Source organism: Rhizobium sp. BK456 (assembly GCF_014194045.1).
Classification (GTDB): Bacteria; Pseudomonadota; Alphaproteobacteria; order Rhizobiales; family Rhizobiaceae; genus Rhizobium; species Rhizobium redzepovicii.
In genome coordinates this window covers 208,595-234,798 of record NZ_JACIAO010000005.1, presented here as the reverse complement: position 1 = coordinate 234,798, position 26,204 = coordinate 208,595, and the positions used below count along the sequence as shown (strand labels likewise).

Below are 26,204 nucleotides of genomic sequence, written 5' to 3'. Positions count from 1 at the left end.
ATTCCTATATGGCCACCGTGCGTCCGTTTTTTCCGGCCGCTACGCGGGGGCATCCCTTGAAATGTGCCTCGCATTCCAAACCTGTTAGGGCCATTCAAAATGAATATCAGAACTATCCTTTTTGCCTCCGTTGCCGCCCTTGCCGCGGCCTCCGGAGCCCGCGCAGCCGACGCCATCGTGGCGGCGGAACCCGAGCCCGTGGAATATGTTCGCGTTTGCGACGCCTACGGAACCGGCTATTTTTATATTCCGGGGACGGAAACATGCCTTTCGGTCGGCGGCTACATCCGTACCGAAGTGCGCTTCGGCGACCAAATCTCCGGCGATTCCGACGTAAACTTCTGGACTCGCGGTCAGGTCACCTTCCAGGCCAAGAACGACACCGAGTACGGCACGCTGACCGGCGTCATCACGCTGCGTTACAATGCCGACAATGCCTCCGATCAGGAAGCTCTGCTGGATGAAGGCTATATCGACATCGCCGGTTTCCGCGTCGGTAAGCTCTACAGCTGGTGGGATGACGACATGAGCGGCGAGACCGATACGCTCGCCAGCAACGAGACCACCCACAACTCGATCCGCTATCAGTACGAGAACGGCGCTTTCGCTGCCGGTCTCTCGGTCGACGAGCTGGAAGAAGACTATGCCACCAAGCCGGGCGAAGGCCCGAACAACTTCGGTGTCGCAGGCCAGGTTTCCTACAAGGCCGGCGCCGTCAGCGCTTACCTGCTTGCCGGTTATGACACCGACACCAGCGAAGTCGCCGTCCGCGGTATCGTCTATGCCGACATCGGCCCGGGCACGCTCGGCATTGCCGGCGTTTGGGCAAGCGGCGCCAACTACTACTACGAAGAGTCCGAATGGACGATCGCAGCAGAATACGCCTTGAAGATCAACGATAAGTGGTCGGTTACCCCCGGCTTCCAGTACTTCGAAAACATCGCTCTCGAAGCTGACGGCAATGGCTTCACAGGCGGCAGCGCCTACACGACTGGCGTCACGATCGACTATCGCATCGTCGACGATCTCCGTACGAAGCTCAGCGTGCAATATCACGATGAGGACGAAGGCGACGACGAAGTGTTCGGCTTCCTGCGCTTCCAGCGCGATTTCTAAGATTGCCTGATTGCAGACGAGGAGGCGCGACCCTTGGGCCGCGCCTTTTTCATACCCTGGAGTCGGCGATGAAATCGGAATAAAATTCGTCGACCGTCCTTGCCTTGCGCATGGCGGCGAGCACGCCGTCCGATTGCAGCCGCCGGGCGATGGCGGACAAGACGTTCAGATATTCGCCGCGATTGTTCTCCCCGAAAAGCAGCACGACCGCGATATCGGTCGGGATATCGTCGATCGCCTCGAAATCCAGCGGCTGGGCGAAGCTGAGGAGCAGGCCGCGCGGGCTCGTCATGCCGTCGATCGCCGCATGCGGAATGGCGATACCGTTGCCGATCCCTGTGGAGCCGAGCTTCTCGCGCGCTTCAAGCGCTTTCAGGATGGTCTGGCCGTCGACCGAGAAAGCCTTGCCGGCCTTCTCCGCTATCCCCTGCAGCGCGCGCCATTTGGTCGGCGCCGGCACGCCGATGAAGGTGTGTTCCGGCCGGATGATGTTGGGAAGGTTCATGTCATTCTCAATACTGTTCGGGCAGCGGGAGGCAAGGGCGGTCAGTCCGGTTCCCTGAGCCGGTAGCCGACGCCGGTCTCGGTGGTGATATAGTGCGGCTGGTCGGGAATCTGTTCGACTTTTTGCCGCAGCTGCCTGATGTAGACGCGCAGATATTGCACATCCGCCGCCGGCCCCCATACCTGCTTTAAGAGAAACTGGTGGGTCAGCACCTTGCCGGCGTGCTGGGCGAGCACCCGCAGGATGTCGTATTCCTTTGGCGACAGTTTTATGTCCTGGCCGTCGACCTTGACGATGCGCTTGACGAGGTCGATCGACAGCCCGCCCGTCTGGAAGATTGCCTTTTCCCCTTGCTGCTGCAGGCGGTGGCGCAGCGCTACGCGGATGCGGGCGCCGAGTTCGTTGACGCCGAAAGGCTTGGTCACGTAATCGTCGGCGCCGCTTTCCAGCGCCGTGACGATGCCGGCCTCGTCGGTGCGGCTGGAGAGGATGACGATGGGCACGGATAGCCCATCATCGCGCCACGCCTTTAAGAGGTCGTGGCCAGATATGTCGGGCAGGCCGAGGTCGAGCACGATAAGATCGGGCAGGCTGTCGGCGACCGACTGACGGGCGCTGGCGGCATTTGCCGCTTCCTGCACCTCGTAACCTTGGGCGTTCAGGCCGACGCGGAGCAGTTTGCGGATCGGCGGCTCGTCGTCGACGACGAGGATTTTGACGGCTGAACCGGTCATTTGAGTTCATCCAGTTTCGGAATGTCGTTGGGCTTCGGCAGGCGGATGGTAAAGACGGCGCCGGGGCGACCCGTCCGGTTGCCGGCCGCGATCGTGCCGCCCATCGCCTCGATGAAGCCGCGGCAGATGGAAAGGCCAAGCCCGGTGCCGGCGCGCACCTGATCGCCCTTGCGCACCCGGTAGAAGGTGTCGAAGACACGGGTAAGATCGGCCGGCGGGATGCCCGGGCCTTCGTCGGAGACCTGCACAACGACATTGTCGGCATCGGCCCAGCCGCCGATATGGATCACCGATCCTTCGGGCGCGTATTTCGCGGCATTGTCGAGCAGGTTGAAGATCACCTGCTCGAACAGCACCGGATCGACGCGCACCATCGGCAGGTCGGCTGGAATGCTCGTCTCGGTTCTGTGCCGTTCGAGCATCTTTGCGGCGCGACGCAGTGCGCTGCCGACGATATCGCCGGCATAATGCAGCGCGCCGTTCGGCTCCATCGCGCCGGATTCGATCTTGGTCATGTCGAGCAGATTGGCGATGAAACGGTTGAGCCGCTCGGATTCGTCGACGACGGTGGAAAGCAGGTCGCTGCGATCTTCCTCCGGCATCGAGGTGAAATAATCGCGCAGCGTGCCGGCGGCGCCGAGGATGGCGGCAAGCGGGGTCTTCAGGTCATGCGAGATCGACGTGAGCAGCGCCGAACGCAGCCGGTCGGCTTCGGCCGCGAGCCTCGCCCGGTCGACATCGGCGACGAGCTGGACGCGTTCGATGGCAAGCGCCGCCTGGTCGGCCAGCGCGTCGAGCAGCCGCTGCTGCTCGGGCGTCAGCAGCGGCCCGTCGCGTCGGTCGCTGTCGAGGCCGATGACGCCGACGGCGGTGCGGCCGGTTCTCAGCGGCACGTAAAGGCGCTTGGCGCCGGGCAACGTGTCGGCGCCGCGGCCGGCGGCGTGATTGTGCTCCCAGGCCCAGCGGGCGGCGGCGATATCGGCATCGTCGAGCGTGTCGTCGGGCGGATATCCGGCCTTGACGGCGATGCTACCCTCCTCAGGCAAGAGCAGCACGACGCGGACCTTCAGCATCGAGGCGAGCTGGAAGGCGGTTGCCCAGAGCACGTCGTCGAGCGTGCCGGTGCCGGCGAGCTTCTTCGAGAAGAGATAGAGATCCTCGGTCGTTCGCGCCCGCTGCCGGGCGGCGGCGGCCTGACGCTGCACGGTCGCGGTCAGATTGCTGGCGATGATGGCGACGCCCAAAAAGAAGAACAGGGCAAGCACGCTTTCCGGATCGCTGATCGTCAGCGTGTAGCGTGGCGGCAGGAAGAAAAAGTTGAAGGACAGCGCGCTGAGGATGCAGCTGTAAAGCGCGGGCCGCAGCCCATGCAGCACGGCCGAGGTCAGCACCGCCATCAGGAAGACCAGGGCGAGGTTGCGCACGTCGAGGACCTGGTCGAGCACGATGCTGACGCCGAGCGCGATCGCGACATAGACGGTTGCCAGCAGATAAGCCCGCAAATCCAGCTGCGGCGCGGTGGCGGCCGCCTTGACGCCGCGCGCGGTGGTCCCGTCCTTCTCGGTGCCAGAGATGACGTGGACGCTGATCTCGCCGGCCTTGCGGATCAGCTCGTCGGTGATCGAGCGGCCCCACCAGTCGCGCCAGGTCGGCTTCTTCGGCGCGCCGATGACGATATGGGTGACGTTGTTGGCGCTGGCGTGGCGGACGAGTTCGTCGGCCACCTCACGGCCGGGGATGGTGATGGCCTCGCCGCCGAGCTGCTCAGCAAGCCGCAGCGTCGAGGCGATCGTATCGCGCTCGGCTTCGCTGAGGTTGATCGAGCGGTTGGTCTCGACATAGACGGCCGCCCAGGGCGCCCGCAGCCGCGAGGCCATGCGAGAGGCGTAACGCACCAGCGAGGCCGACCGCGGGTGATGATCGACCGAGACGAGGACGCGTTCGCCCGCCGCCCAGGGGCCTGATATGGCGTGGGCCTGCATATGGGTGAGCAGCTGATCGTCGACACGCTGGGCGGTCTTGCGCAGCGCAAGCTCCCTCAGCGCCGTCAGATTGCCGGGCGTGAAATAGTTGGTCAGCGCCCGCTCGGCGGTGCGCGGCATGTAGACCTTGCCGTCATGCAGGCGCTTGATGAGGTCGTCCGGTGTCAGGTCGATGATCTCGACGTCGTCGGCAAGGTCGATGATCGAGTCCGGCACCGTCTCCCGCACCCGGATGCGGGTGATCTGCGAGACGACGTCGTTCAGGCTCTCGACATGTTGGATGTTCAGCGTTGAATAGACGTCGATGCCGCGGTCGAGCAGCTCCTTGACGTCGAGGTAGCGCTTCGGATGGCGGCTGCCCTCGGCATTGGTATGGGCGAGTTCGTCGACCAGCACGAGATCTGGCCTGCGGGCGAGGATGCCGTCGAGATCCATCTCCTCGAGCAGCCTTCCCTTATAGTCGATTTCGACGCGGGGGATGATCTCGAAGCCGGCGAGCAACGCCTCGGTCTCCTTGCGGCCGTGGGTCTCGACGACGCCGATGACGACATCGAAGCCATCGGCGATCTTGGCGCGGCCGGAGAGGAGCATCTCATAGGTCTTGCCGACGCCAGGGGCGGCGCCTAAGAAGATCTTCAGACGGCCGCGCGTTTCCGCCCGGGCTTTTTCGAGCAGCGCATCGGGCGATGGCCTGCCGGCCTGGTCGCGGTTGTCGTCTGGCATGCGTGTGGTCTTTCTGCCAATGCCTGTGCTTGAGGACGGGCGCTACGCCTACTGCTCCCTCATTCCCGTGCTCGTCACAGGAATCCAGTCACGCGAAGTCCTTCGCGTGAAAGGAAGTCTCCCGCGTCGCAGACGCGACGCTGCTGGATCCCTGTGACAAGCACAGGGATGAGGGAAGAGAAGGCGGCACCCAGCCAACGAAACTCACTCAGTCATAGAAGCATCAAGGCTCTGGTTCAACGCCAGAACATTGACGGTGGGTTCGCCGAGAAGGCCGAGTTCGCGGTCGTGAACGGCGCCGTCGACCAGCGTCTTGACCTTGGCCTCATCCACGCCACGCGCCTTGGCCACGCGGGCCACCTGGAAGTAGGCGGCGTCGGGCGAAATGTCGGGATCGAGGCCGCTGCCCGATGCGGTGACGAGGTCGGCGGGCACCTCGGCATTGGGGTTCGTCGCCTTGGCGGCCTCGTAGTCGCCCTTGACGCGATCGATCAGTTTCTGGCTGGTCGGGCCGAGGTTCGAGCCGCTGGAGGCGGCGGCATTATAGCCGTCGCCGGCAGCCGAGGGACGGCCGTGGAAATACTTGTCTGAGGTGAAGGCCTGGCCGATCAGTGTCGAGCCGATCACCTGGCCGTTCTTCTCGACCAGGCTGCCGTTTGCCTGGGCGGGAAAGAGGGCCTGGGCCGCCCCGGTCATGGCGAGGGGGTAGAGAAGGCCGGTGATCGCGGTGGTGGCGACGATCATGACGACGGCCGGGCGAAGTTCTTTCAACATTGTTCCTGCTCCTTTAAGCGAGGCCGAGGGCTGCGACGGCCAGGTCGATCGCTTTGATACCGATGAAGGGGACGATGATGCCGCCGAGGCCGTAGATCAGAAGGTTGCGCGACAGAAGCGCGCCGGCGCCGATCGGACGGTAGTGCACGCCCTTCAGCGACAACGGGATCAGCGCGACGATAACAAGCGCGTTGAAGATGATTGCCGAGAGGATGGCGCTTTGCGGCGTCGAAAGCCCCATGATGTTGAGCACGCCGAGTTGAGGGTAAAAGGTCAGGAACATCGCCGGGATGATGGCGAAATATTTGGCGATGTCGTTGGCGATCGAAAAGGTCGTCAGCGCGCCGCGCGTCATCAGGAGCTGCTTGCCGATCTCGACGATCTCGATAAGCTTCGTCGGGTCGCTATCGAGGTCGACCATGTTGCCGGCCTCGCGGGCGGCGACCGTGCCGGTGTTCATGGCGACGCCGACATCGGCCTGGGCAAGCGCCGGCGCATCGTTGGTGCCGTCGCCGCACATGGCGACGAGCTTGCCCTTGGCCTGCTCCTCGCGCATCAGCGCCAGCTTCATCTCCGGCGTCGCCTGGGCGAGGAAATCGTCGACGCCGGCTTCGGCAGCGATGGCCGCGGCCGTCAGTGGATTGTCGCCTGTGATCATCACGGTGCGGATGCCCATGCGGCGCAGCTCCGTGAAGCGCTCCCGGATGCCGCCCTTGACGATATCCTTCAGCTGGATGACGCCGAGCAGCCGGCCGTCGCGGGCAACGGCGAGCGGCGTGCCGCCCGATTTGGCGACCTCGTCGGCGAGCAACTGCAGTTCGCGCACGACCTCGCTGCCGTTCTTCGAAGGGGCGTCGCCGTTGACATAGGTCAGCACGGCGTCGACTGCCCCCTTGCGGATCGAAGCGCCCTCGAGGTCGACGCCGCTCATGCGGCTCTGGGCGGTGAAGGGCACGAAGGTGGCCTTGAGGCTCGCCATGTCACGGCCGCGGATCGCATATTGCTCTTTGGCGAGCACGACGATGGAGCGTCCTTCAGGCGTTTCGTCGGCCAGCGAGGCAAGCTGGGCGGCGTCGGCGAGATCCTGTTCGGAAACGCCGCGAACCGGGCGGAAGCTCGTCGCCTGGCGGTTGCCGAGCGTGATCGTGCCGGTTTTGTCGAGCAGCAGCGTGTCGACGTCACCGGCAGCTTCGACGGCGCGGCCGGACATGGCGAGCACGTTGAAGCGGACGAGACGGTCCATGCCGGCAATGCCGATCGCCGACAGCAGCGCACCGATCGTCGTCGGGATCAGGGTGACGAAGAGGGCGACGAGCACAATGATCGGGATCGAGCCGCCGGCATAGATGGCAAAGCTCGGGATCGTCGCGGTGGCGAGCACGAAGATCAGCGTCATGCCGGCCAGCAATATGTTAAGCGCGATCTCGTTCGGCGTCTTCTGGCGCTCCGCGCCTTCGACCAGCGCGATCATCCGGTCGATGAAGGTCGAGCCGGCGGCTGCGGTGATGCGGACGCGGATCCAGTCGGACAGCACCTGGGTGCCGCCGGTGACCGCCGAGCGGTCGCCGCCGGATTCGCGGATGACCGGGGCGGATTCGCCGGTAATTGCCGCCTCGTTGACGGAGGCCACCCCTTCGATGACCTCGCCGTCCGAAGGTATGATATCGCCGGCCTCGACCAGCACGACGTCGCCGACCTTGAGACTGGTGCCCGGCACCATGCGGTAGTCGCTGCCATTGTTGGTGGCGAGCAGCTTGGCTTGGGTTTCGGTGCGGGCCTTGCGCAGCGAATCCGCCTGCGCCTTGCCGCGGCCTTCGGCGACGGCTTCGGCGAAATTGGCAAAGAGCACGGTAAACCATAGCCAGAGATTGATCTGGAAGGAGAAGCCGAGATTGCCGTTGCCGGCTGCGAGGTCGCGCAGGAAAAGCACGGTGGTCAGCACCGAGACCGTGGCCACGACGAACATGACCGGATTTCTGGCAAGTGCGCGCGGGTCGAGCTTCTTGAAGGCGGCGCCCACGGCCGGAATGAGGATGCGACTATCGACGATACTCGCGGATTTTGCCTGGCTCATAAGAGACTCCAGCTTTGAAACGAGGATGGTGGACGAAACCTGTGACGAAGGGTCATGGCATCGCCTCAGAAGGTTTGCCCGGCGATCATGACCAGGTGCTCGACGATGGGGCCGAGTGCTAAGGCCGGGAAGAAGGTCAGGCCGCCGACGATCAGGATGGTGCCGACGAGCAGACCGACGAAGAGCGGGCCGTCCGTCGGGAAGGTGCCTGCCGAGGCCGGGACCGTCTTCTTGCCGATCAGCGAACCGGCGATGGCAAGGGCAGGGATGATGACCAGGAAGCGGCCGGCGAGCATGCCGATGCCGAGCGTCACGTTGTACCAGGGCGTGTTGCCCGTCAGTCCGCCGAAAGCCGAGCCGTTATTGGCCGCAGCCGAGGTATAGGCATAGAGGATTTCGGAGAAGCCGTGCGGGCCGGCGGTGCCGATCGAGGCGACGGCGGAGGGCAGCACCGTGGCGATCGCGGTGAAAACCAGCATGGCGAGCGGCAGGCAGAGGATGGCAAGGACGGCCATCTTCATTTCCTTCGCCTCGATCTTCTTGCCGAGATATTCCGGCGTGCGGCCGACCATCAGGCCGGCAACGAAGACGGCGACGATGATGAACAGCAGGATGCCGTAGAAGCCGGCGCCGACCCCGCCGACGATGATCTCGCCGAGTTGCATGTTGATCAGCGGAATGAGGCCGCCAAGCGCGGTGAACGACCCGTGCATGGCGTTGACCGCGCCGCAGGAGGCGGCGGTGGTGATGACGGCAAAGAGCGAGGAGAGGGCGACGCCGAAGCGGACTTCCTTGCCTTCCATGTTGCCGCCGCCAAGACCGAAGGCGTGCATCAGCGGGTTGCCGGCCGCTTCCGCCCAATAGGTTACGACGACCCCGGCGAGGAACAGCACGCCCATCGTGGCGAGGATCGCCCAGCCCTGGCGCTGATTGCCGACCATGCGGCCGAAAACATTGGTCAGCGCCGCACCGATCGCGAAGATCGAGACCATCTGGATGAGGTTGGAGATCGCATCGGGGTTTTCGAACGGATGAGCGGAATTGGCGTTGAAGAAGCCGCCGCCATTGGTGCCGAGCATCTTGATCGCAAGCTGCGAGGCGACGGGGCCGACGGCGATCGTCTGCTGCGCGCCTTCGAGCGTCGTCGCATTGACATAGGCTCCGAGTGTCTGCGGCACGCCGAGATAGACATAGACGAGCGTCAGCACGATGCAGATCGGCAGCAGCACGTAGAGGGTCGCCCTCGTCATATCGACCCAGAAATTGCCGATCGCCTTGCCCGAAGCACGCGAGAAGGCGCGGATGAAGGCGAGTGCGATCGCAATGCCGGTCGCGGCCGACACGAAGTTCTGGACGGTGAAGCCGGCCATCTGGGTGAGATAGGACATGGTGCTTTCGCCGCCGTAGTTCTGCCAATTCGTATTGGTGACGAAGCTGACGGCGGTGTTGAAGGCAAGCTCCGGCGGGACGGTCGCCATGCCGGCCGGATTATAGGGAAGCCCGGCTTGGAAGCGCTGCAGCGCATAAAGCGCGATGACGCCGAGAAGATTGAAGAGCAGCATGGCGAAGGCATAGGAGGTCCAATGCTGCTCCTCGCCTTCGCTGGTGCCGGCCGCGCGGTAAAGTCCCCGTTCGATCGGAACGAGGACGGGCGACAGGAAGGTGCGCTCGCCGCTGAAGACATGCGTCATGTAGCCGCCGAGCGGTTTGACGAGCGTAAGCACGATCCCGCAATAAAGCAGGATCTGAAGCCATCCGTTGAGGGTCATGGAGGTCAACTTTCAATACCCGGCGGCTTCTCGGTCACGTATGCGCGACCCCGGAAGCGCCGATTCTCTTCAAAAGCGTTCTGGGCGAAGCAGAGCGTAGGTGAGGTAGACGGTGAGAAACACGGTCACGGCACCGCTCAAGATATAATCGAGGGTCATCGTCGTTTCTCCGGTCAAAGCCTGTCGCAGGCTCGTGTGTAGGCAAAGCACAGCGCGAAGAATAGGATCGCGGTGCCAAGCAGAATGATATCCATCATGATCGTGACTCCTGTTGTTCTTGTTGGAGTCAGACAAGACAAAGGGCGTCATTCCCTGGGGAAGGCCGCCTTTCATGCTTTCTGGCGTGGAGATGATCGGTCGATCTCTCGGGCTTCAATATGGAGCCGGAGGCCATAAAGGTTCGAGACGGCCGGAGGGCCGTCAATATAAAAATCTTATAAATGCTTTTCAGGCAGCGAGCTAAGGATCGACCCGGAACCGGTATTGGCCTTCGGCACTGCGGCCGTCCATCGAGAGGACGCGCCAGTCGACGGTATAATCGCCGGGTGCCATGGCAGGATCGAGCGGAACCTTGAAGATCGATCCCTCAGGACCGGAGAGAAACGGCTTGCCGGTGGGAAGCGCCGTTCCCTGTGCATTCAGCAGGACGGCAGTCGAGCGGGCAAGATCGACCGGGCCGCTGAAGGTGAGCTCCAGATTGGCCGGCACCAGCCGTTCTTCCTGCTGCGGCGGGAGCGACGCTTGCTCCAGGGCCGCAGACGCTTCACCTGCGGTGAAGAGAAGGGATGCGAACAGACAGAATGACACGATCGACTTCATGATGGTCTTCCTTATCTTGCCGATCCGCATGGGCCGGAGCCGTCATGCTTCCGCGACGCCATGCCGGCGCATGGCTAATAACGCTGCAAGCGATGATTTCGATCCCTTGTCTTTACAACAATACGTACCGGCCGCGGTTGGCGGTCTTTCGGCAGTGCGGCGATCAGGTCCACAAGCCGTTGCCAGAACTGCCGCAATGACCTTGATATCGTCGGGCCGTTGGATCGATTTCCGCCGGCATTATCGTGATTTTTCTTCATCTCTCTGCCTGTCCTCGTGGCCGGGATGCTCGAATGAAGAATGTACTCCCCGACGGTCAAGGCTGGAATCATACGGAGGTCTTGGAAGACAAATCTTTCGGATTATAGGAAATGGGCATTTCATCGCATGTTGAGCAAAAGCTTGATCTCTTCGATTGAATTGCCGCCCCTTAAAGTCTTATAGTCGCTTCAACGGCACGCGACGAACCGCGGGCACAAGGGAAGGAAACCGATCATGACCAAAGTCCGTGCGCTGGTACTGGAGCGCCAGCATGAGCTTGCGCTTCGCGATATTGATCTGCCGCTCGAAACAGGGCCGGGGCAGGTGAAGATAAAGATTCATACCGTCGGCGTCTGCGGTTCGGACGTTCACTATTATACCCATGGAAAGATCGGCCCCTTCATCGTCAACGCGCCGATGGTGCTTGGCCATGAGGCGGCGGGCACGGTGGTCGAGGTCGGGGCCGGGGTGACGCATCTGAAAGTCGGCGACCGCGTCTGCATGGAACCCGGCATTCCAGATCCGAATTCCAAGGCAAGCCGGCTCGGTATGTATAATATCGACCCGGCCGTGACCTTCTGGGCGACGCCGCCGATCCACGGCGTGCTGACGCCTGAGGTCGTGCATCCCGCCAATTATACCTTCAAGCTGCCGGACAATGTCAGCTTCGCCGAAGGCGCCATGGTCGAGCCCTTCGCGGTCGGCATGCAGGCGGCAGCCAAAGCGAAGATTACGCCTGGGGATACCGCCGTCGTCCTCGGCGCCGGCCCGATCGGCACGATGGTAGCGATCGCCGCCCTGGCCGGCGGTTGCGCCCGGGCGATCGTCGCCGATCTCGCCCAGCCGAAGCTCGATATCGCCGCGCAATATCAGGGCGTCATTCCGGTCAATATCCGCGATAAGAACCTGAGCGAAGAGGTCGTGCGGCTGACCGACGATTGGGGTGCCGACGTCGTCTTCGAATGCTCCGGCTCGCCGAAGGCCTGGGAGACGATCATGGCGTTGCCGCGCCCGGGCGGCGTCATCGTCGCCGTCGGCCTGCCGGTCAACCCTATCGGCTTCGATGTCTCCACGGCATCGACCAAGGAGATCCGTATCGAGACGGTGTTCCGCTACGCGCACCAGTATGAGCGCTCGATCGCGCTCTTGGCATCGGGCCGCGTCGATCTGAAGCCGCTGATATCAGAGACCTTCACATTCGCAGATTCGATCAAGGCCTTCGATCGCGCTGTCGAGGCAAGGCCGAGCGACGTCAAGCTGCAGATCGTCATGGAATAAAGGCTCTAAGCGCCGCTACGAGTGCCTGGCGCTTGGTCTCATTCTGCGAAAGGCAAGGGCCGCGGCGGCGGCGACAGCCGCGGCTCCGATGGCAATCAGCAGATGGCGGTGAAGGGAAATGTGGCCCAATATCTGCTCGATGCCGTGCCCGAACAAATAGCCAAGCGCGGTGAAAAGCTGCCCCCAGATCAAAGCGGCGATGGCGTTCAGGATGACGAATTTTCCGGTCGATATCCGCGTCGTCCCGATGACGACAGGGCTGATCGTGCGCAATCCGACGAGGAAACGAAACGCAAGGATGAAGCCGGTCGGATATTTTTCCAGAAGTTGGGTAACGCGGGCGAGCGCTGGCTTTTCCATCAGCCGGCGGACGAGGCTCCATCGGGCCGCGTAACGGCCGGCAAAGAACCAGAACTGATCGCCGGCGAAGGATCCGGCCATGGCTGCGAGCGACGCCGACCAATAGGGAAGCAACCCGCGATGAGCGACCACGCCGCCGAGAAAGGCGGCCGTTTCGCCTTCGAAGGCAGCGCCCAGAAAGATTGCCAGCAGGCCGTAATTCTCGATCAGCAGTTCGATGGACACGCGGGTTCGCCTCCAGCTCTTCCCGAGGTCAGGTCACGGCTGAACCGGCTTCAGATCGCCAAGCAGCGTCGGGATCAGCTCCGACACCGTCGGATGGATCGGCACCGCCCATTGCAAGGCGGGATAGGTGGTGCCCGCATTCATCGCGTCGATAAGCCCATGGATCACCTCGTCGCCCTCGATGCCCAAGATCGCAGCGCCGAGGATCTGCTTGGTCTCGGCATCGGCAATCACCTTCATGAAGCCCCTGGTCTCGCCGCGCTCGGTTGCGCGGCCGACGCGGCTCATCGGCCGGGTCGAGACCATGATCTTGCGCCCCGACTCCCGCGCCTGTTTCTCCGTCATGCCGACACGGCCGAGCGGCGGGTCGATGTAGAGCGCATAGGCCGGAATGCGGCTTGAGACCTTGCGGTCGTCGCCGTCGAGGAGATTGGCGGCGGCGATCTCGAAATCATTGTAGGAGGTGTGGGTGAAGGCGCCGTGGCCGTTGCAGTCGCCGAGCGCCCAGATGCCCTCGACATTGGTGGCGAGCCCGTCGTCGACGGTGATGAAGCCGCGTTTATCGGTGGCGACGCCGGCGGCATCGAGGCCGAGATCGTCGGTGTTCGGCGTGCGGCCGGTGGCGATCAGCACATGGCTCGCATCGATTGTCGCCGAGCCGGCGGTGACGCTTACCCCGCTGCCGTTTCCGGCAAAGGCAATGTTGCCGGCATCGGTGTGCACGCCGATGCCTTCGGCACGCAGGATGTCGGCGATCGCATCCGATATATCCTCGTCCTCGCGCGATGCGAGCTTAGGGCCATGCTCGATGACGCTGACTTCGGCGCCGAAGCGGCGATACATCTGCGCAAATTCCAGCCCGATATAACTGCCGCCGATCACCGCCAGATGCCGCGGCAGCGTGTCGAGCTGGATGATCGAGGTGCTGGTGAGGTAGTCGATATCATGGATACCCGGCAGCTCGGGGATAACAGGCCGCGCGCCGACATTGAGGAAGATGCGCGGCGCAGTCAGCGTCTCGCCGTTGACGCGGACGGTCTTCGGGCCTTCGAAACGGGCATGGCCGTAGATCACGCTCATGCCGTCCATCCCGGTGAGCCAGCCGATGAGGCCGTTGCGGGCATTCATCGTCACGGTTTCGGCGCGGGCTCTGACCACCTTCATATCGATGGCGATCTCGCCGGGAATCTTGACGCCGTAGGCGGCGCCGCTTCTGGCGACATGGGCGGCCCGGGCGCTGGCGACCAGCGTCTTGGTCGGCATGCAGCCGGCATTGACGCAGGTGCCACCGAGGAATTTGCGCTCGATCAGCGCCACCTTCATGCCCTTTTCCACCATGCGGGCGGCAAGCGACGGGCCGGCCTGGCCGGCGCCGATAACGATAGCGTCGAAATTTGTCATGCGACGGCTCCCACGATCAGCACCGCGCCGATGACGGCTACGGCATCCTCGATAAGGGCGGCCGGCAGGTCCTTGCCGAAGGAGGCGGCAAGCCGGCTGCGGGCGGCAGCGCCGCCATAGGTGCCCATGACGGCGCCGATCACGCCGGCTATCAGCCCGCCGAAGAGCAGGCCGCTGGCGGCCCCGATTGCAGCACCCGACAGCGCGCCTGAGACGATGCGGGCACCGAACTGCATTGGCACCTTGCGCGACGGCGTCGACGGCAGCTGGTCGGCGACCAGCTCGGTGACCGCGAGGATCGTGAAGATCCACGGCGTCCAGCGATAGCCCATGAAGGCAAGCGGCGTCTGCGACAGGTCGAACCAGCCGAGTGCTGCGCCCCAGGCGACGGCGGCCGGCGCCGTCATGGTGCGAAGGCCTGAAATGACACCAATCAGCAATGCAAGAAGCAGAAACATGCGATCCCCCTCATTGCCGGCTTTGTGCCGCGAGAGGGAAGGTTGCACATTGTCAGGCGCGTGGCAATTCGCCTTGCCCTGCAAGCGAGTTAGTTCGCAAAGGCGGCGATGCCGGTGATCGCTCGACCGATGATCAGCGCGTGGATGTCGTGGGTGCCCTCATAGGTGTTGACTACTTCGAGGTTGACGAGATGACGGGCGATGCCGAATTCGTCGGAGATGCCGTTGCCGCCGAGCATATCGCGGGCCGCGCGCGCAATCTCCAGCGTCTTGCCGCAGCTGTTGCGCTTGAGGATCGAGGTCAGTTCCACCGGCGGATGTCCTTCCTCTTTCATGCGGCCGAGCCGCAGACAGCCCTGCAGTCCGAGCGAGATCTCCGCCGCCATGTCGGCGAGCTTCTTCTGGATCAACTGGTTGGCGGCGAGCGGCCGGCCGAACTGCTTGCGCTCCAGCGTATATTGCCGCGCCCTGGCGTAACAATCCTCGGCAGCACCAAGCGCGCCCCAGGCGATGCCGAAGCGGGCCGAGTTGAGGCAGGTGAACGGTCCTTTCAGGCCGGTCACGCCGGGCAGAAGATTTTCCTCGGGCACGAAGACCCCGTCCATCACCACTTCGCCGGTGATCGAGGCGCGCAAGCCGACCTTGCCATGGATGGCAGGCGCCGAAAGCCCCTTCCAGCCCTTTTCGAGGATGAAACCGCGGATAAACCCGTCCTCGGTCTTGGCCCAGACGACGAAAACATCGGCGATCGGCGCGTTCGAGATCCAGGTCTTCGAGCCGGTGAGGCTGTAGCCGCCGTCGACCTTTTTCGCGCGTGTCGCCATCGAGCCGGGATCGGAGCCGTGATCGGGTTCGGTCAGGCCGAAACAGCCGATCCATTCGCCGGTGGCGAGTTTCGGCAGGTATTTCAGCTTCTGCGCCTCAGAGCCGAAGGTGTCGATCGGCACCATGACCAGCGAGGACTGCACGCTCATCATCGAACGATAGCCGCTGTCAACCCGCTCGACCTCGCGGGCGATCAGGCCGTAGGCGGTGTAACCGAGGCCGGCGCCGCCGTAATCCGGCGAGATCGTCGGGCCGAGCAGGCCGAGTTCGCCCATTTCGCGGAAGATTTCAGGGTCGGTCTTTTCATTGCGGAAGGCGTCGAGAACGCGGGGCGCGAGCTTTTCCTGCGCATAGGCATGGGCCGTATTCTGCACCATGCGCTCCTCGTCGGTCAGTTGCTCCACCAGGCGGAACGGGTCGGCCCAGTCGAAAACCTCGCGCGTATGCTGCATGTCGGCGTCTCCTCACCCTTGACTCAGGCTTGCCTCGCTCAAGGTCGCATAAACCCGCCAGCCGACCGCGTCAACAGAAGGCCGCCTCATCGAAAAGACAGGGCGCGCCATCTTTTCAAAAGCGCCGGCATGCTCCACTTTGCCGGCGATCGATTCTGGAACGAGGAGACGGAAATGTCGTCAAGCGATCTGTTCGTATCGGCTGAAGGCGCCGAATGGGTCAATCCCGAGCCCGGCGTTACCAGGCGCATCATGACCTGTCTTCCGGAGATGATGATGGTTGAAGTCGCCTTCGAGAGCGGTGCCGTAGGTGCGGCCCATTCGCATCCGCACATCCAGGCAAGTTATGTCGCCGAGGGCAGCTTCGAGGTAACGATCGACGGCCGGACCGAGGTGCTCAAGCAGGGCGGCAGCTTCATCGTGCCCCCCAATCTCGTCCACGGCGTCAAGGCGCTGGAAAAGGGCCGACTGATCGATAGCTTCACGCCGCACCGGGCTGAATTTCTCAAATAGTCAGCTTTCGGCTTCCGAGCGACGCGCCGGGCCGGCGGGAGTGACATAGGGTGGCACGAAGCGAGCATCCTCGCCGCGCACCGCCTCGCGCAGAAAGTCGATGACGGCGCGCACCCGCGGCGCCTGTTTCAGGTCGCGGTGGCAGGTGATCCAGTAATGGCGCTTGAGGTCGATCTCCTCGGGCAGCACGCGCACGAGCTCGGGATAACGGCTGGCGAAAAAATGGGGCAGGATGCAGAGGCCGAGGCCGTTTCGGGTGGCGGTGAGCTGGGCGAAGATGCTGGAACTCTGGAATTGCGGCTTGATGCGCGGATGCACATCGCTGAGATAATCCAGGCCCGGCGCGAAAATCATTTCCTCGATATAGCTGACGAAGGGATGCTCAAGCAGGTCCTCGCGGCAGGTGATGGCAGGCGCTTTCGCCAGATAGTCGCGCGAGCCATAGATCTGCAGGTGATAATCGGTCAGCTTCTCGGCAAAATAAGGCCCACCCTTCGGCTCGTCGAGCACGACGGAAAGATCGGCCTCCTTGCGCGACAGCGACATGATCTGCTGAATCGTCACCAATTCGAGCGAGAGATGGGGATGCTGGGCGGCAAAGCGGTGCAGAACGGTCGCGAAGAAGAAATTGGCAAAACCCTCGGGCGCGCTGAAGCGCACGAGGCCGCGCTGTGCCATCGAGCCATCGGCGAGGTCGGCGCGCAGCCGCTCGGTCTCCTGCTCCATTTTCTCGGCCGTTTCGACGAAACGCGTGCCCATGGCGGTCAGCACATAACCGCGCGGATTGCGCTCGAAAAGCTTGACCTTGAGGGTGAATTCCAGCCGGTCGATGCGCCGCGAGACGGTCGCATGGCTGGAGCGCAGCTGGCGGGCCGCCGTCGACAGCTGTCCGGTGCGGGCGACGGCTAGAAAAAACTGAAGATCGTCCCAAGTAAACTGCGGCGGATTATTCATCGCGATCCCCATCTGTTCAAAAACGAACAGATACTGTTTGGAATTAGTTGTAAACCACCCGTTGCTTCAACGCGGAATTTCCGTGATCGTAGGGAGAGGGTCCGTCGTTCTGAGGAGTGCGGCTGGCCAAATCTGAACAGAACCGCAATCTGGCTCATCTCTGGGAGGAGAGAATATGCGTAAGAATCTCGTTGCATCAGTTGCATTTCTGCTGGCGAGCAGCACCGCGGTGCTCGCGCAGAGCGCGACCGACGGCAAGGTCAAGATCGGCATCCTGAACGACCAGTCGGGCGTCTATGCCGATTTTGGCGGCAAGTCTTCCGTCGAAGCCGCCAAGATGGCGGTCGAGGATTTCGGCGGGAAGGTACTTGGTGTGCCGGTCGAGATCGTCGATGCAGACCACCAGAACAAGCCTGATATTGCCTCCAACATCGCCCGCCAGTGGTATGACACCGAGCAGGTGGATGCGATCATGGAACTGACGACTTCGTCGGTGGCGCTCGCCGTGCAGGCGATCGCCAAGGAAAAGAAAAAGATCGACATCGTCACCGGTGCGGCGACGACCGATCTCACCGGCAAGGCCTGCTCGCCCTACGGCTTCCATTGGGCCTACGACACCCATGCGCTCGCCGTCGGCACCGGCGGTGCACTGGTCAAGCAGGGCGGCGACAGCTGGTTCTTCCTGACCGCCGACTATGCTTTCGGCTATTCGCTGGAGCAGCAGACCACCGACTATGTCAAGGCGAGCGGCGGCACGGTCGTCGGCGCCGTCCGCCATCCGCTGTCGACTCAGGATTTCTCGTCCTTCCTGCTGCAGGCGCAATCCTCAGGCGCCAAGGTGATCGGCCTTGCCAATGCCGGCCTCGATACCTCGAACGCCATCAAGCAGGCGGCCGAATTCGGCATCACACAGGGCGGCCAGCATCTGGCGGCGCTGCTCTTCACGCTCGCCGAAGTCCATGGCCTCGGCCTCGAAGCGGCGCAGGGGTTGACGCTCACCGAAGGTTTTTACTGGAATCGCGACGACGAAAGCCGGGCCTTCGCCAAGAAATTCTTCGCCCGCACCGGCAAGATGCCGAATATGATCCACACCGGCACCTATTCGGCGGTGACGCAATATCTGAAGGCGGTGCAGAAGGCCGGCACCGACGAGACGGAAGCCGTCGCCAAACAGCTGCATGAAATGCCTGTCGATGACGTCTTCGGTCGCGGCGGCACGGTCGGCGCCAACGGCCGCATGATCCACGACATGTACCTGCTGCAGGTCAAGAAGCCGGCCGACAGCAAGGAGCCGTGGGACTACTTCAACGTTCTCGCCACCATTCCTGGCAAGGAAGCCTATATCGACCCCGCCAAGAGCGGCTGCGATCTGGTGAAGTGAGCGCAATGGCGGTTTCCGCGATTGAAACTAAGGAAAAACCGCGGGTGGTCTTATCCGCCCGCGGCCTGCGCCGCGATTTCGGCGGCTTCACCGCCGTCAAGAACGTCGATCTCGACGTGCATGATGCCAGCGTGCATGCGCTGATCGGCCCGAACGGCGCCGGCAAGACGACGGTCTTCAACCTGCTGACCAAGTTCCTGCAGCCGACATCGGGCACGATCACGCTGATGGGCACCGACATCACCGGAACGCCGCCCGACAGGGTGGCGCGCATGGGGCTGGTGCGCTCCTTCCAGATCTCGGCGGTCTTCCCGCATCTCTCCGTTCTCGACAATGTGCGCGTGGCGCTGCAACGGCCGAACAATCTTTCCACCCAGTTCTGGCGGCCGCTCTCGGCGCTCGACCGGCTGAACGAGCGCGCCGAGCAGCTGCTCGCCAGCGTCGGGCTTTCCAAGGAGCGCGATCATATCGCCGCCGATCTTTCCTATGGCCGCAAGCGGGTGCTGGAGATCGCCACGACGCTGGCGCTCGATCCGAAGGTGCTGCTGCTCGACGAGCCGATGGCCGGCATGGGGCTTGAGGATGTCGGCGTCGTCTCGGCGATCATCCGCGATGTCGCCCGCGACCGGGCGGTGCTGATGGTTGAGCACAATCTCTCCGTCGTCGCCAATATCTGCCAGCATGTCACCGTGCTGCAGCGCGGCGAGATCCTTGCCGAGGGCGATTATGCCACTGTCAGCCAGGACGAGCGCGTGCGCGTGGCCTATATGGGCACGGAGGAGCATTGATGGCCGCTCTCCTCGAAATTCAGGGATTGAACGCCTGGTACGGCGAAAGCCATGTCCTGCACGGCGTCGACATGCGGGTGGCCGAAGGCGAGACCATCACCATTCTCGGCCGCAACGGCGTGGGCAAGACGACGACGCTGCGCACCATCACCGGTATCGTGCGGGCCCGCAAGGGCAGGATCAGCTTTGCCGGCCGCGACATGATGCAGGTGCCGCTGCACAAGACGGCGCATCGCGGCATCGGCTTCGTGCCGGAGGAGCGCGGCATCTTCTCGACGCTCACCGTGTCGGAAAACCTGCTGCTGCCGCCTGTCGTGGCGAAAGGCGGCATGACGCTCGACGAGATCTACGAGCTCTTCCCCAATCTCTACGAACGCCGCGGCAGCCCCGGCACCAAACTGTCAGGCGGCGAGCAGCAGATGCTGGCGATCGCCCGGATCCTGCGCACCGGCGTCCGGCTGCTCATTCTCGACGAACCGACGGAGGGGCTCGCCCCGGTCATCGTCCAGCGCATCGGCGAGGTGCTGCAGACGCTGAAAGGGCGCGGCATGACGATCCTGCTCGTCGAGCAGAATTTCCGTTTCGCCAGCCGTATTGCCGATCGCTTCTATCTGATGGATCATGGGCAGATGGTGTCGGAATTGCCGGTCGGCGAACTGCCGCAGCGCATGGATACGCTGCACAAGGTTCTGGGAGTGTGACCAGATGACGATGATCTTCGGCATTCCCCTGCAGGCGCTGCTCGGCCAACTGCTGATCGGCCTGATCAACGGCTCGTTCTACGCGCTGCTCAGCCTTGGCCTCGCCATCATTTTCGGCCTGCTCAGGGTGATCAATTTCGCCCATGGCGCGCAATATATGCTCGGCGCCTTCGTCGCATATCTGCTGCTCACCTATGCGGGCATCGGCTATTGGCCGTCGCTGATCCTGGCGCCCGTCATTGTCGGCCTTGCCGGGGCGATCATCGAGCGGCTGTTCCTGCGCCGGCTCTACGATCTCGATCCTCTCTATGGCCTGCTCTTCACCTTCGGGCTGGCGCTGGCGGTCGAAGGCACCTTCCGTTATCTCTACGGCTCCTCCGGCCAGCCCTATGCGACGCCGGCAGCACTGGCCGGCGGGGCCAATCTCGGCTTCATGTTCCTGCCGATCTATCGCGGCTGGGTGGTCGTGGTCTCGCTTGTCGTCTGCCTCGGCACATGGCTGCTGATCGAGAAGACCAAGCTCGGTGCCTATCTCCGGGCCGCCACCGAAAACGCGGTGCTGGTGCAAGTCTTCGGCGTCAACGTGCCGGTGCTGCTGACGCTGACCTACGCGCTCGGCGCCGGTCTTGCCGCCTTTGCCGGCGTGCTGGCGGCGCCGATCTACCAGGTCTCGCCGCTGATGGGCTCGAACATGATCATCGTCGTCTTCGCCGTGGTCGTCGTCGGCGGCATGGGATCGATCATGGGCGCGATCATCACCGGTTATGTGCTCGGCATCGCCGAGGGCCTGACCAAGGTCTTCTATCCCGAGGCTTCAAACATCGTGATCTTCGTCATCATGGCGATCGTGCTTCTCATCAGGCCCGCGGGCCTCTTCGGCCGGGATGCTTGACATGGCTGACATCACCGACACCATTCGAACGGAAAGAAGCCGGACCGCCCTTTCGGTCCAGGCGGGCTTCCTCGCCATCGGGCTGCTGCTGCTGCTTCTGGCGCCGTTCTTCTTCTATCCGATCTTCCTGATGAAGCTGCTGTGCTTCGCGCTGTTTGCCTGCGCCTTCAACCTGCTGCTCGGCTATACCGGCCTGCTGTCCTTCGGTCATGCCACCTTCTTCGGCGGGGCGGCCTATTTCACCGCCTATACAGTGAAGGCATGGGGCCTGCCGCCGGAACTCGGAATCCTGATCGGCGTGGCGGGTGCGGCGTTCCTCGGGTTGGTGATGGGCTTCTTCGCCATCCGCCGCCAAGGCATCTACTTCGCGATGATCACGCTGGCGCTGTCGCAGATGTTCTTCTTCTTCTGCCTGCAAGCGAAGTTTACCGAAGGCGAGGACGGCATCCAGTCGGTGCCGCGCGGCCATCTCTTCGGCTTCATCGATCTGAACAGTTCCACCAACATGTATTATTTCGTGCTTGGTGTGTTCATCGTCGGTGTGCTGATCATCTGGCGTTTCATCAACTCGCCCTTCGGCATGATCCTCAAATCGATCCGTGAGAACGAAAACCGGGCGATCTCGCTCGGTTATTCCGTGGCGCGTTACAAGCTCGGCGCCTTCGTCATGTCGGCAGCGCTTGCGGGGCTGGCGGGCGCGGTGAAATCGATCGTCTTCCAATTCGCGACCCTGACCGACGTCGCCTGGCAGATGTCGGGCGAGGTGATCCTGATGACACTGCTCGGCGGCATCGGCACGCTGATCGGCCCGCTCTTCGGCGCCGGGCTGGTGGTGGCGCTGGAAAATTACCTCGCCACCTCGGAATTCCCGGTGACGATCATCACCGGCATCGTCTTCATGATCTGCGTGCTGATCTTCCGCCGCGGCATCATCGGCGAATTCTACGCTTCGCGGCTGGGGCGGAAGCTGGGCTTCGTCTATCGCCGCTGAACGGGCGGACCTCTTCCCGTCCGCGGGGAGGGGAAGCGGCAAGCATCTGGAGTTCGTGCAGGGCACACATGGATCGTTACGACTATATCATCATCGGGGCGGGCAGTGCCGGCTGCGTGCTGGCCAACCGGCTGTCGGCCGATGGCCGGAGCCGGGTGCTGCTGCTTGAAGCCGGGGGCAGCGACAATTACCATTGGATCCACATCCCGGTCGGTTATCTCTATTGCATCAACAATCCGCGCACCGACTGGTGTTTCACCACCGCGCCGGAAGCCGGATTGAACGGCCGGGCGCTGAGCTACCCCCGCGGCAAGGTGCTCGGCGGCTGCTCGTCGATCAACGGCATGATCTATATGCGCGGCCAGGCGCGCGATTACGATCTCTGGCTGCAGATGGGCTGCAGCGGCTGGGGCTGGGACGATGTCCTGCCCTTCTTCCGCAAGTCCGAGGATTTTTATCGCGGCGAAGACGAGATGCACGGCGCCGGCGGCGAATGGCGCATCGAGAGAGCGCGGGTGCGCTGGGCGGTGCTCGATGCCTTTCAGCAGGCGGCGAGAGAAGCCGGCATTCCGGAGACGGCGGATTTCAACCGCGGCAGCAACGAGGGTTCCGGCTATTTCGACGTCAACCAACGTTCCGGCATTCGCTGGAACACCTCCAAAGCCTTCCTGCGCCCGGCGCGCAAGCGCTCCAACCTGAGCGTTCTGACCAAGGCGCAGGTCCGGCGGCTGCTGGTCGAGGAGGGGGCCGTCGCCGGTGTCGAATTCCAGCACGATGGCGTGGCGAAACGTGCCTATGCGGGCAAGGAAACCATCCTTTCGGCCGGGTCGATCGGTTCGCCGCATATTCTGGAGCTCTCAGGGATCGGCAGGGGCGAGGTTCTCCAGCGGGCGGGCGTCGATGTCATCACCGAGGTGAAGGGCATTGGCGAGAACCTGCAGGACCATCTGCAACTGCGGCTCGCCTATAAGGTGACCGGCGTTCCGACACTGAACGAGAAGGCGACGAAGCTGATCGGCAAGGCGGCGATCGGGCTCGAATATCTCGTCCGCCGCTCCGGGCCGATGGCGATGGCGCCGAGCCAGCTCGGCATCTTCACCCGCTCGGGCCCGGACCGGGAAACGCCCGACCTGCAATATCACGTACAGCCGGTCTCGCTGGAGAAGTTCGGCGATCCCGTCCATCCGTTCCCGGCGATCACGGCCAGCGTCTGCAATCTGAGGCCGGAAAGCCGGGGCTCGGTACACCTGTCGAGCCCGGATTTTGCCGCGCAGCCGACGATCAGCCCAAGGTACCTCTCGACGCAGCGCGATCGTGACATAGCTGTCCGTTCGATACGGTTGACGCGCAGGATCGTCGCGCAGCCTTCCTTCGCGAGGTTCCGGCCGGAGGAATTCAAGCCCGGTCCCGCCTATCAGACCGAAGTCGATCTGGAGCGGGCGGCGGGCGATATCGGCACGACGATCTTCCATCCCGTCGGCACCTGCCGCATGGGCGCCGACAGGGACAGCGTCGTCGATCCGCGGCTGAGGTTCCGGGCGCTCGGCAAGCTCAGGATCGCCGATGCCTCGGTGATGCCGTCGATCACCTCGGGCAATACCAATTCGCCGACGATCATGATCGCCGAAAAGGCAGCGGCGATGATCCTCGAAGACAATCGATAGGAGAAGACCATGGCAAGGATCGCATTCATCGGGCTTGGCAACATGGGCGGGCCGATGGCGGCCAATCTCGTCAAATCGGGTCACGAGGTCCTCGGCTTCGATCTCGCGGCCTCGGTGCTGAAGGCGGCTGAGGCGGGCGGCGTCAAGCCGGCAAGCCATGCCAGCCAGGCGGTCAAGGACGCGGAGATCGTCATCACGATGCTGCCGCAGGGCAGGCACGTGCTGACGGCCTGGACCGATATCCTGCAGGCCACGGCCCAGGGCACGCTTGTCATCGATTGCTCCACCATCGACGTCGACAGCAGCCGCAAGGCGCATGAGATGGCCAAGGCCGCAAGCTGCCTGTCGCTCGACGCGCCCGTCTCCGGCGGCACCGGCGGGGCGAGCGCCGGCACCCTGACCTTCATGGCGGGCGGCTCGGACGAGGCCTTCGCCAGGGCGAAACCCATTCTCGAGGCGATGGGCAAGAAGATCGTCCATTGCGGCGAGGCCGGTGCCGGCCAGGCGGCAAAGATCTGCAACAACATGATCCTCGGCATCTCGATGGTCGGCGTATGCGAGGCCTTCGTGCTCGCCGAAAAACTCGGCCTCTCGCATCAAGCGCTGTTCGACGTCGCCTCGACTTCATCCGGCCAGTGCTGGTCGATCAATACCTATTGCCCGGTGCCCGGGCCGGTGCCGACCTCGCCGGCCAACAACGACTACAAGCCGGGTTTTGCCGCGGCACTGATGCTGAAGGATCTGAGACTGTCGCAGGAGGCAGCGCTGGCGAGCGGCGCGTCAACGCCGATGGGTGCCGAAGCGGCCCAGCTTTTTGCGCTCTTCGAAAAGCAGGGTAACGGCGGACGGGATTTCTCCGCCATCATCGAGATGTTTCGGGAAAAGCCCTAAACGAAACCTACAGGAGATAGCTGACCGGCTCGTTTCGAACCGGATGGGGAAAGACGCCCATGCCGACGCCGAAAATCGAGTGCAGCTTGTCAGCCTGCATGATCTCGCCAGGCGTGCCTTCGGCGGTGATCTGGCCGCGGTTGAGCGCGACGATCGCGTCGCAATAGCGTGCGGCGAGGTTGATATCGTGCAGCACGAGGATAACGGTCAGCCCGCGTTCGTGGCTGAGCTCCTGCACCAATGAGAGGACACTTGCCTGATGGGCAAGGTCGAGCGCGGAGGTGGGCTCGTCGAGCAGCAGGCAGCGGGCGTCCTGGGCGAGCATCATGGCGATCCAGGCGCGCTGACGCTCGCCGCCGGACATGTTGGCGACGAGACGGTCGGCAAAATTCTCGAGCTCGGTACGGACGATCGCGTCCTCGACCTTGTTACGATCGGTGGCGGTGAAGCGGCCGAGCGTGCCGTGCCAGGGAAAACGGCCAAGCGCGATCAGTTCCCGCACGGTCATCCCATCGGTTGCCGGCGTGAATTGCGGCATGTAGGCGATATGCCGGGCAAACTCGCGGGCGCCCCAATCACCGGCCGGCTTGCCGCCGAAGGCGATGGCGCCGGATTTCGGCGCGACCTGGCGGGCGATGATCTTCAAAAGCGTGCTTTTGCCGGAGCCGTTCGGCCCCACCAGACCGTAGATACGGCCCTGCTCGAGCGTCAGGTCGATGCCACGCAGGATGGATTTCGGCCCGATGGCATATTCGATTCCCGACAGCGCAAGGAAAGGCGAAGGCATGGTCTGCTCCGGGTTCGGTGTCGCACGGGTTCGGGGAGGGCGAACCCTCCCTTTCCTTGCAAAACTAAACCGGAATTGTCAACTTACGCTTCGGACATTAACCCTTCGACACGGAGAAGTGCAGTTTGCTGTCCCCGAACAGGATGTCGATCTCGCCAGGTTCGGTCAGTTCGATCGCGCCGCTCAACGTACCTGTGGTGATCAGCGCGCCTGCCTTCAGCGATGTCTCGGGGCGCAGACCGTCATTGGCGTAATCGACCAGCCAGGTGAGAACGTCACCCTTCGGATGCTGGGCCGGACCGTCATAGATCGTGCGGCCGCCATGGGTGACCTTGAGCGGCGTGCCGACGGCGGTATCGACGGCGCTTTTGTCGAGCTGCGGGCCGAGGACGTAGCCGCTGTTGCCGAGGCGGTCTGATGTAAACAGCAGAAAGGAGACGCTGCCGCCTTCCTTGACGGCGCTGACCAGCAGCTCGGCGCCGAGATGGACAGCCAAGATCGCCTCGACCAAGTCGGCGCGGCTATAGGGAGTGCCGGTGCGGATCGGCAGATCCCTGCCAAGGCGCACGGCGATCTCGGTTTCGAATTTCATGCCCGGATACCAGGGGATGCTGGCGCTCGAGGCGGCCTCGGCATAGGGATGCAGCGGTGCGGTGACCGCCTGGCCCTGCGGCGAGACCGTCACCTTCCAGGCATTGCTGGAGATGTCGTCGGCGGAAGTCAGGAAATTCTGCGCCTCCATCGCCTGATGCAGATCGGCCGGCAGCGTGAAAGTGCCGGTTTCCTCCTGCCTGCCGGCCTGGCGCAGGCTATGAAGCCGGGCCGCGAGCCCGCGCGGATCGAATGTCTCGGTCATGCTGTCTCCTCGAATTGATTTTCGAGGGGC

Annotated in this window: 25 protein-coding genes; 10 read left to right on the top strand and 15 right to left on the bottom strand. The window is 63.3% G+C overall.

The window, feature by feature from the left end; translation table 11 throughout:
• Positions 1–99: 99 nt before the first annotated feature.
• The gene (locus FHX03_RS16500) at positions 100–1,116 is read left to right on the top strand and encodes a porin (protein WP_183778025.1); all 1,017 of its coding nucleotides are present in this window, start codon (positions 100–102) and stop codon (positions 1,114–1,116) included.
• A 49-nt stretch (positions 1,117–1,165) separates the two neighbouring features.
• On the opposite strand, the gene FHX03_RS16495 is transcribed toward FHX03_RS16500, so the two are convergent.
• The 8 genes from FHX03_RS16495 to FHX03_RS16460 form a co-directional block, all read right to left on the bottom strand.
• Positions 1,166–1,621, bottom strand: coding sequence for a PTS sugar transporter subunit IIA (locus FHX03_RS16495; RefSeq protein ID WP_183854600.1), 456 nt, complete (start codon positions 1,619–1,621; stop codon positions 1,166–1,168).
• Positions 1,622–1,662: 41 nt separating this feature from the next.
• Positions 1,663–2,355 (bottom strand): response regulator transcription factor, encoded by a 693-nt coding sequence (locus FHX03_RS16490; protein ID WP_183778029.1) that lies wholly within the window; start codon positions 2,353–2,355, stop codon positions 1,663–1,665.
• A complete protein-coding gene (locus FHX03_RS16485; protein WP_183854598.1) occupies positions 2,352–5,060 on the bottom strand; it encodes a sensor histidine kinase in 2,709 nt (902 codons plus the stop codon). The genes FHX03_RS16490 and FHX03_RS16485 overlap by 4 nt, the downstream gene beginning before the upstream one ends.
• 204 nt (positions 5,061–5,264) lie before the next feature.
• Positions 5,265–5,834, bottom strand: coding sequence for a potassium-transporting ATPase subunit KdpC (gene kdpC, locus FHX03_RS16480; protein WP_183854596.1), 570 nt, complete (start codon positions 5,832–5,834; stop codon positions 5,265–5,267).
• A 13-nt stretch (positions 5,835–5,847) separates the two neighbouring features.
• A complete protein-coding gene (kdpB, locus tag FHX03_RS16475) occupies positions 5,848–7,908 on the bottom strand; it encodes a potassium-transporting ATPase subunit KdpB (RefSeq protein WP_183854594.1) in 2,061 nt (686 codons plus the stop codon).
• A 65-nt stretch (positions 7,909–7,973) separates the two neighbouring features.
• Entirely contained in the window at positions 7,974–9,677 is a 1,704-nt protein-coding gene (gene kdpA / locus FHX03_RS16470; RefSeq protein WP_183854592.1) for a potassium-transporting ATPase subunit KdpA, read from the bottom strand.
• Positions 9,678–9,746: 69 nt separating this feature from the next.
• The gene (locus FHX03_RS16465; RefSeq protein ID WP_003594574.1) at positions 9,747–9,836 is read right to left on the bottom strand and encodes a K(+)-transporting ATPase subunit F; all 90 of its coding nucleotides are present in this window, start codon (positions 9,834–9,836) and stop codon (positions 9,747–9,749) included.
• Positions 9,837–10,136: 300 nt separating this feature from the next.
• On the bottom strand, positions 10,137–10,496 hold the full coding sequence (locus FHX03_RS16460) for a copper resistance protein CopC (protein WP_183778039.1): 360 nt from the start codon (positions 10,494–10,496) through the stop codon (positions 10,137–10,139).
• 495 nt (positions 10,497–10,991) lie between these two features.
• Here FHX03_RS16460 and FHX03_RS16455 point away from each other — a divergent pair, with 495 nt between their 5' ends.
• Positions 10,992–12,035, top strand: a complete 1,044-nt coding sequence (locus tag FHX03_RS16455) for an NAD(P)-dependent alcohol dehydrogenase (RefSeq protein ID WP_183854590.1) — start codon at positions 10,992–10,994, stop codon at positions 12,033–12,035.
• Positions 12,036–12,050: 15 nt separating this feature from the next.
• Here the strand turns inward: FHX03_RS16455 and FHX03_RS16450 are convergent, their stop codons facing one another.
• The 4 genes from FHX03_RS16450 to FHX03_RS16435 form a co-directional block, all read right to left on the bottom strand.
• Positions 12,051–12,620, bottom strand: a complete 570-nt coding sequence (locus FHX03_RS16450) for a DedA family protein (protein ID WP_183854588.1) — start codon at positions 12,618–12,620, stop codon at positions 12,051–12,053.
• Between the two features lie 33 nt (positions 12,621–12,653).
• Positions 12,654–14,021: an FAD-containing oxidoreductase gene (locus FHX03_RS16445; RefSeq protein ID WP_183854586.1), complete on the bottom strand. Its 1,368-nt coding sequence runs from the start codon at positions 14,019–14,021 to the stop codon at positions 12,654–12,656.
• Positions 14,018–14,479, bottom strand: coding sequence for a DUF4126 family protein (locus FHX03_RS16440; RefSeq protein ID WP_183778048.1), 462 nt, complete (start codon positions 14,477–14,479; stop codon positions 14,018–14,020). Before FHX03_RS16440 ends, FHX03_RS16445 begins: the two co-directional genes overlap by 4 nt.
• An 89-nt stretch (positions 14,480–14,568) precedes the next feature.
• Positions 14,569–15,756 (bottom strand): acyl-CoA dehydrogenase, encoded by a 1,188-nt coding sequence (locus FHX03_RS16435; RefSeq protein ID WP_183854584.1) that lies wholly within the window; start codon positions 15,754–15,756, stop codon positions 14,569–14,571.
• Between the two features lie 174 nt (positions 15,757–15,930).
• Between FHX03_RS16435 and FHX03_RS16430 the strand changes: the two genes are divergently transcribed.
• A complete protein-coding gene (locus FHX03_RS16430; RefSeq protein ID WP_097629064.1) occupies positions 15,931–16,269 on the top strand; it encodes a cupin domain-containing protein in 339 nt (112 codons plus the stop codon).
• On the opposite strand, the gene FHX03_RS16425 is transcribed toward FHX03_RS16430, so the two are convergent.
• On the bottom strand, positions 16,270–17,223 hold the full coding sequence (locus tag FHX03_RS16425) for a LysR family transcriptional regulator (RefSeq protein ID WP_183854583.1): 954 nt from the start codon (positions 17,221–17,223) through the stop codon (positions 16,270–16,272). It lies immediately after the preceding gene.
• A 175-nt stretch (positions 17,224–17,398) separates the two neighbouring features.
• Between FHX03_RS16425 and FHX03_RS16420 the strand changes: the two genes are divergently transcribed.
• The 7 genes from FHX03_RS16420 to mmsB all read left to right on the top strand — a co-directional run bounded on the left by FHX03_RS16420 (position 17,399) and on the right by mmsB (position 24,531).
• Positions 17,399–18,604 carry an ABC transporter substrate-binding protein gene (locus FHX03_RS16420; protein WP_097628948.1) on the top strand — a complete coding sequence of 402 codons (1,206 nt, stop codon included), beginning with the start codon at positions 17,399–17,401 and terminating at the stop codon, positions 18,602–18,604.
• A 5-nt stretch (positions 18,605–18,609) separates the two neighbouring features.
• Entirely contained in the window at positions 18,610–19,392 is a 783-nt protein-coding gene (locus FHX03_RS16415; protein ID WP_097628949.1) for an ABC transporter ATP-binding protein, read from the top strand.
• The gene (locus tag FHX03_RS16410; RefSeq protein WP_183854581.1) at positions 19,392–20,093 is read left to right on the top strand and encodes an ABC transporter ATP-binding protein; all 702 of its coding nucleotides are present in this window, start codon (positions 19,392–19,394) and stop codon (positions 20,091–20,093) included. The genes FHX03_RS16415 and FHX03_RS16410 overlap by 1 nt, the downstream gene beginning before the upstream one ends.
• Positions 20,094–20,097: 4 nt before the next feature.
• Positions 20,098–20,985, top strand: a complete 888-nt coding sequence (locus FHX03_RS16405) for a branched-chain amino acid ABC transporter permease (protein WP_003553893.1) — start codon at positions 20,098–20,100, stop codon at positions 20,983–20,985.
• Between the two features lies 1 nt (position 20,986).
• Positions 20,987–21,976 carry a branched-chain amino acid ABC transporter permease gene (locus FHX03_RS16400; protein ID WP_131710857.1) on the top strand — a complete coding sequence of 330 codons (990 nt, stop codon included), beginning with the start codon at positions 20,987–20,989 and terminating at the stop codon, positions 21,974–21,976.
• 68 nt (positions 21,977–22,044) lie between these two features.
• The gene (locus FHX03_RS16395; RefSeq protein ID WP_183778057.1) at positions 22,045–23,640 is read left to right on the top strand and encodes a GMC family oxidoreductase; all 1,596 of its coding nucleotides are present in this window, start codon (positions 22,045–22,047) and stop codon (positions 23,638–23,640) included.
• A 9-nt stretch (positions 23,641–23,649) separates the two neighbouring features.
• The gene (gene mmsB, locus FHX03_RS16390; RefSeq protein WP_183778059.1) at positions 23,650–24,531 is read left to right on the top strand and encodes a 3-hydroxyisobutyrate dehydrogenase; all 882 of its coding nucleotides are present in this window, start codon (positions 23,650–23,652) and stop codon (positions 24,529–24,531) included.
• 7 nt (positions 24,532–24,538) lie between these two features.
• On the opposite strand, the gene FHX03_RS16385 is transcribed toward mmsB, so the two are convergent.
• Both FHX03_RS16385 and FHX03_RS16380 read right to left on the bottom strand, forming a co-directional pair.
• Positions 24,539–25,318, bottom strand: a complete 780-nt coding sequence (locus FHX03_RS16385) for an ABC transporter ATP-binding protein (RefSeq protein ID WP_183854579.1) — start codon at positions 25,316–25,318, stop codon at positions 24,539–24,541.
• A gap of 97 nt (positions 25,319–25,415) precedes the next feature.
• Positions 25,416–26,174, bottom strand: coding sequence for a fumarylacetoacetate hydrolase family protein (locus FHX03_RS16380; protein WP_183854577.1), 759 nt, complete (start codon positions 26,172–26,174; stop codon positions 25,416–25,418).
• Positions 26,175–26,204 lie beyond the last annotated feature (30 nt).

Coding starts and splice junctions, on each gene's coding strand:
- FHX03_RS16435 (WP_183854584.1), bottom strand. CDS start 15,756: ATGCAGCATACGCGCGAGGTTTTCGACTGGGCCGACCCGTTCCGCCTG.
- kdpA (WP_183854592.1), bottom strand. CDS start 9,677: ATGACCCTCAACGGATGGCTTCAGATCCTGCTTTATTGCGGGATCGTG.
- FHX03_RS16400 (WP_131710857.1), top strand. CDS start 20,987: ATGGCTGACATCACCGACACCATTCGAACGGAAAGAAGCCGGACCGCC.
- FHX03_RS16415 (WP_097628949.1), top strand. CDS start 18,610: ATGGCGGTTTCCGCGATTGAAACTAAGGAAAAACCGCGGGTGGTCTTA.
- FHX03_RS16420 (WP_097628948.1), top strand. CDS start 17,399: ATGCGTAAGAATCTCGTTGCATCAGTTGCATTTCTGCTGGCGAGCAGC.
- FHX03_RS16465 (WP_003594574.1), bottom strand. CDS start 9,836: ATGACCCTCGATTATATCTTGAGCGGTGCCGTGACCGTGTTTCTCACC.
- FHX03_RS16495 (WP_183854600.1), bottom strand. CDS start 1,621: ATGAACCTTCCCAACATCATCCGGCCGGAACACACCTTCATCGGCGTG.
- kdpC (WP_183854596.1), bottom strand. CDS start 5,834: ATGTTGAAAGAACTTCGCCCGGCCGTCGTCATGATCGTCGCCACCACC.
- FHX03_RS16440 (WP_183778048.1), bottom strand. CDS start 14,479: ATGTTTCTGCTTCTTGCATTGCTGATTGGTGTCATTTCAGGCCTTCGC.
- FHX03_RS16485 (WP_183854598.1), bottom strand. CDS start 5,060: ATGCCAGACGACAACCGCGACCAGGCCGGCAGGCCATCGCCCGATGCG.
- FHX03_RS16445 (WP_183854586.1), bottom strand. CDS start 14,021: ATGACAAATTTCGACGCTATCGTTATCGGCGCCGGCCAGGCCGGCCCG.
- FHX03_RS16405 (WP_003553893.1), top strand. CDS start 20,098: ATGACGATGATCTTCGGCATTCCCCTGCAGGCGCTGCTCGGCCAACTG.
- FHX03_RS16385 (WP_183854579.1), bottom strand. CDS start 25,318: ATGCCTTCGCCTTTCCTTGCGCTGTCGGGAATCGAATATGCCATCGGG.
- mmsB (WP_183778059.1), top strand. CDS start 23,650: ATGGCAAGGATCGCATTCATCGGGCTTGGCAACATGGGCGGGCCGATG.
- kdpB (WP_183854594.1), bottom strand. CDS start 7,908: ATGAGCCAGGCAAAATCCGCGAGTATCGTCGATAGTCGCATCCTCATT.
- FHX03_RS16430 (WP_097629064.1), top strand. CDS start 15,931: ATGTCGTCAAGCGATCTGTTCGTATCGGCTGAAGGCGCCGAATGGGTC.
- FHX03_RS16410 (WP_183854581.1), top strand. CDS start 19,392: ATGGCCGCTCTCCTCGAAATTCAGGGATTGAACGCCTGGTACGGCGAA.
- FHX03_RS16490 (WP_183778029.1), bottom strand. CDS start 2,355: ATGACCGGTTCAGCCGTCAAAATCCTCGTCGTCGACGACGAGCCGCCG.
- FHX03_RS16500 (WP_183778025.1), top strand. CDS start 100: ATGAATATCAGAACTATCCTTTTTGCCTCCGTTGCCGCCCTTGCCGCG.
- FHX03_RS16380 (WP_183854577.1), bottom strand. CDS start 26,174: ATGACCGAGACATTCGATCCGCGCGGGCTCGCGGCCCGGCTTCATAGC.
- FHX03_RS16425 (WP_183854583.1), bottom strand. CDS start 17,223: ATGAATAATCCGCCGCAGTTTACTTGGGACGATCTTCAGTTTTTTCTA.
- FHX03_RS16460 (WP_183778039.1), bottom strand. CDS start 10,496: ATGAAGTCGATCGTGTCATTCTGTCTGTTCGCATCCCTTCTCTTCACC.
- FHX03_RS16455 (WP_183854590.1), top strand. CDS start 10,992: ATGACCAAAGTCCGTGCGCTGGTACTGGAGCGCCAGCATGAGCTTGCG.
- FHX03_RS16395 (WP_183778057.1), top strand. CDS start 22,045: ATGGATCGTTACGACTATATCATCATCGGGGCGGGCAGTGCCGGCTGC.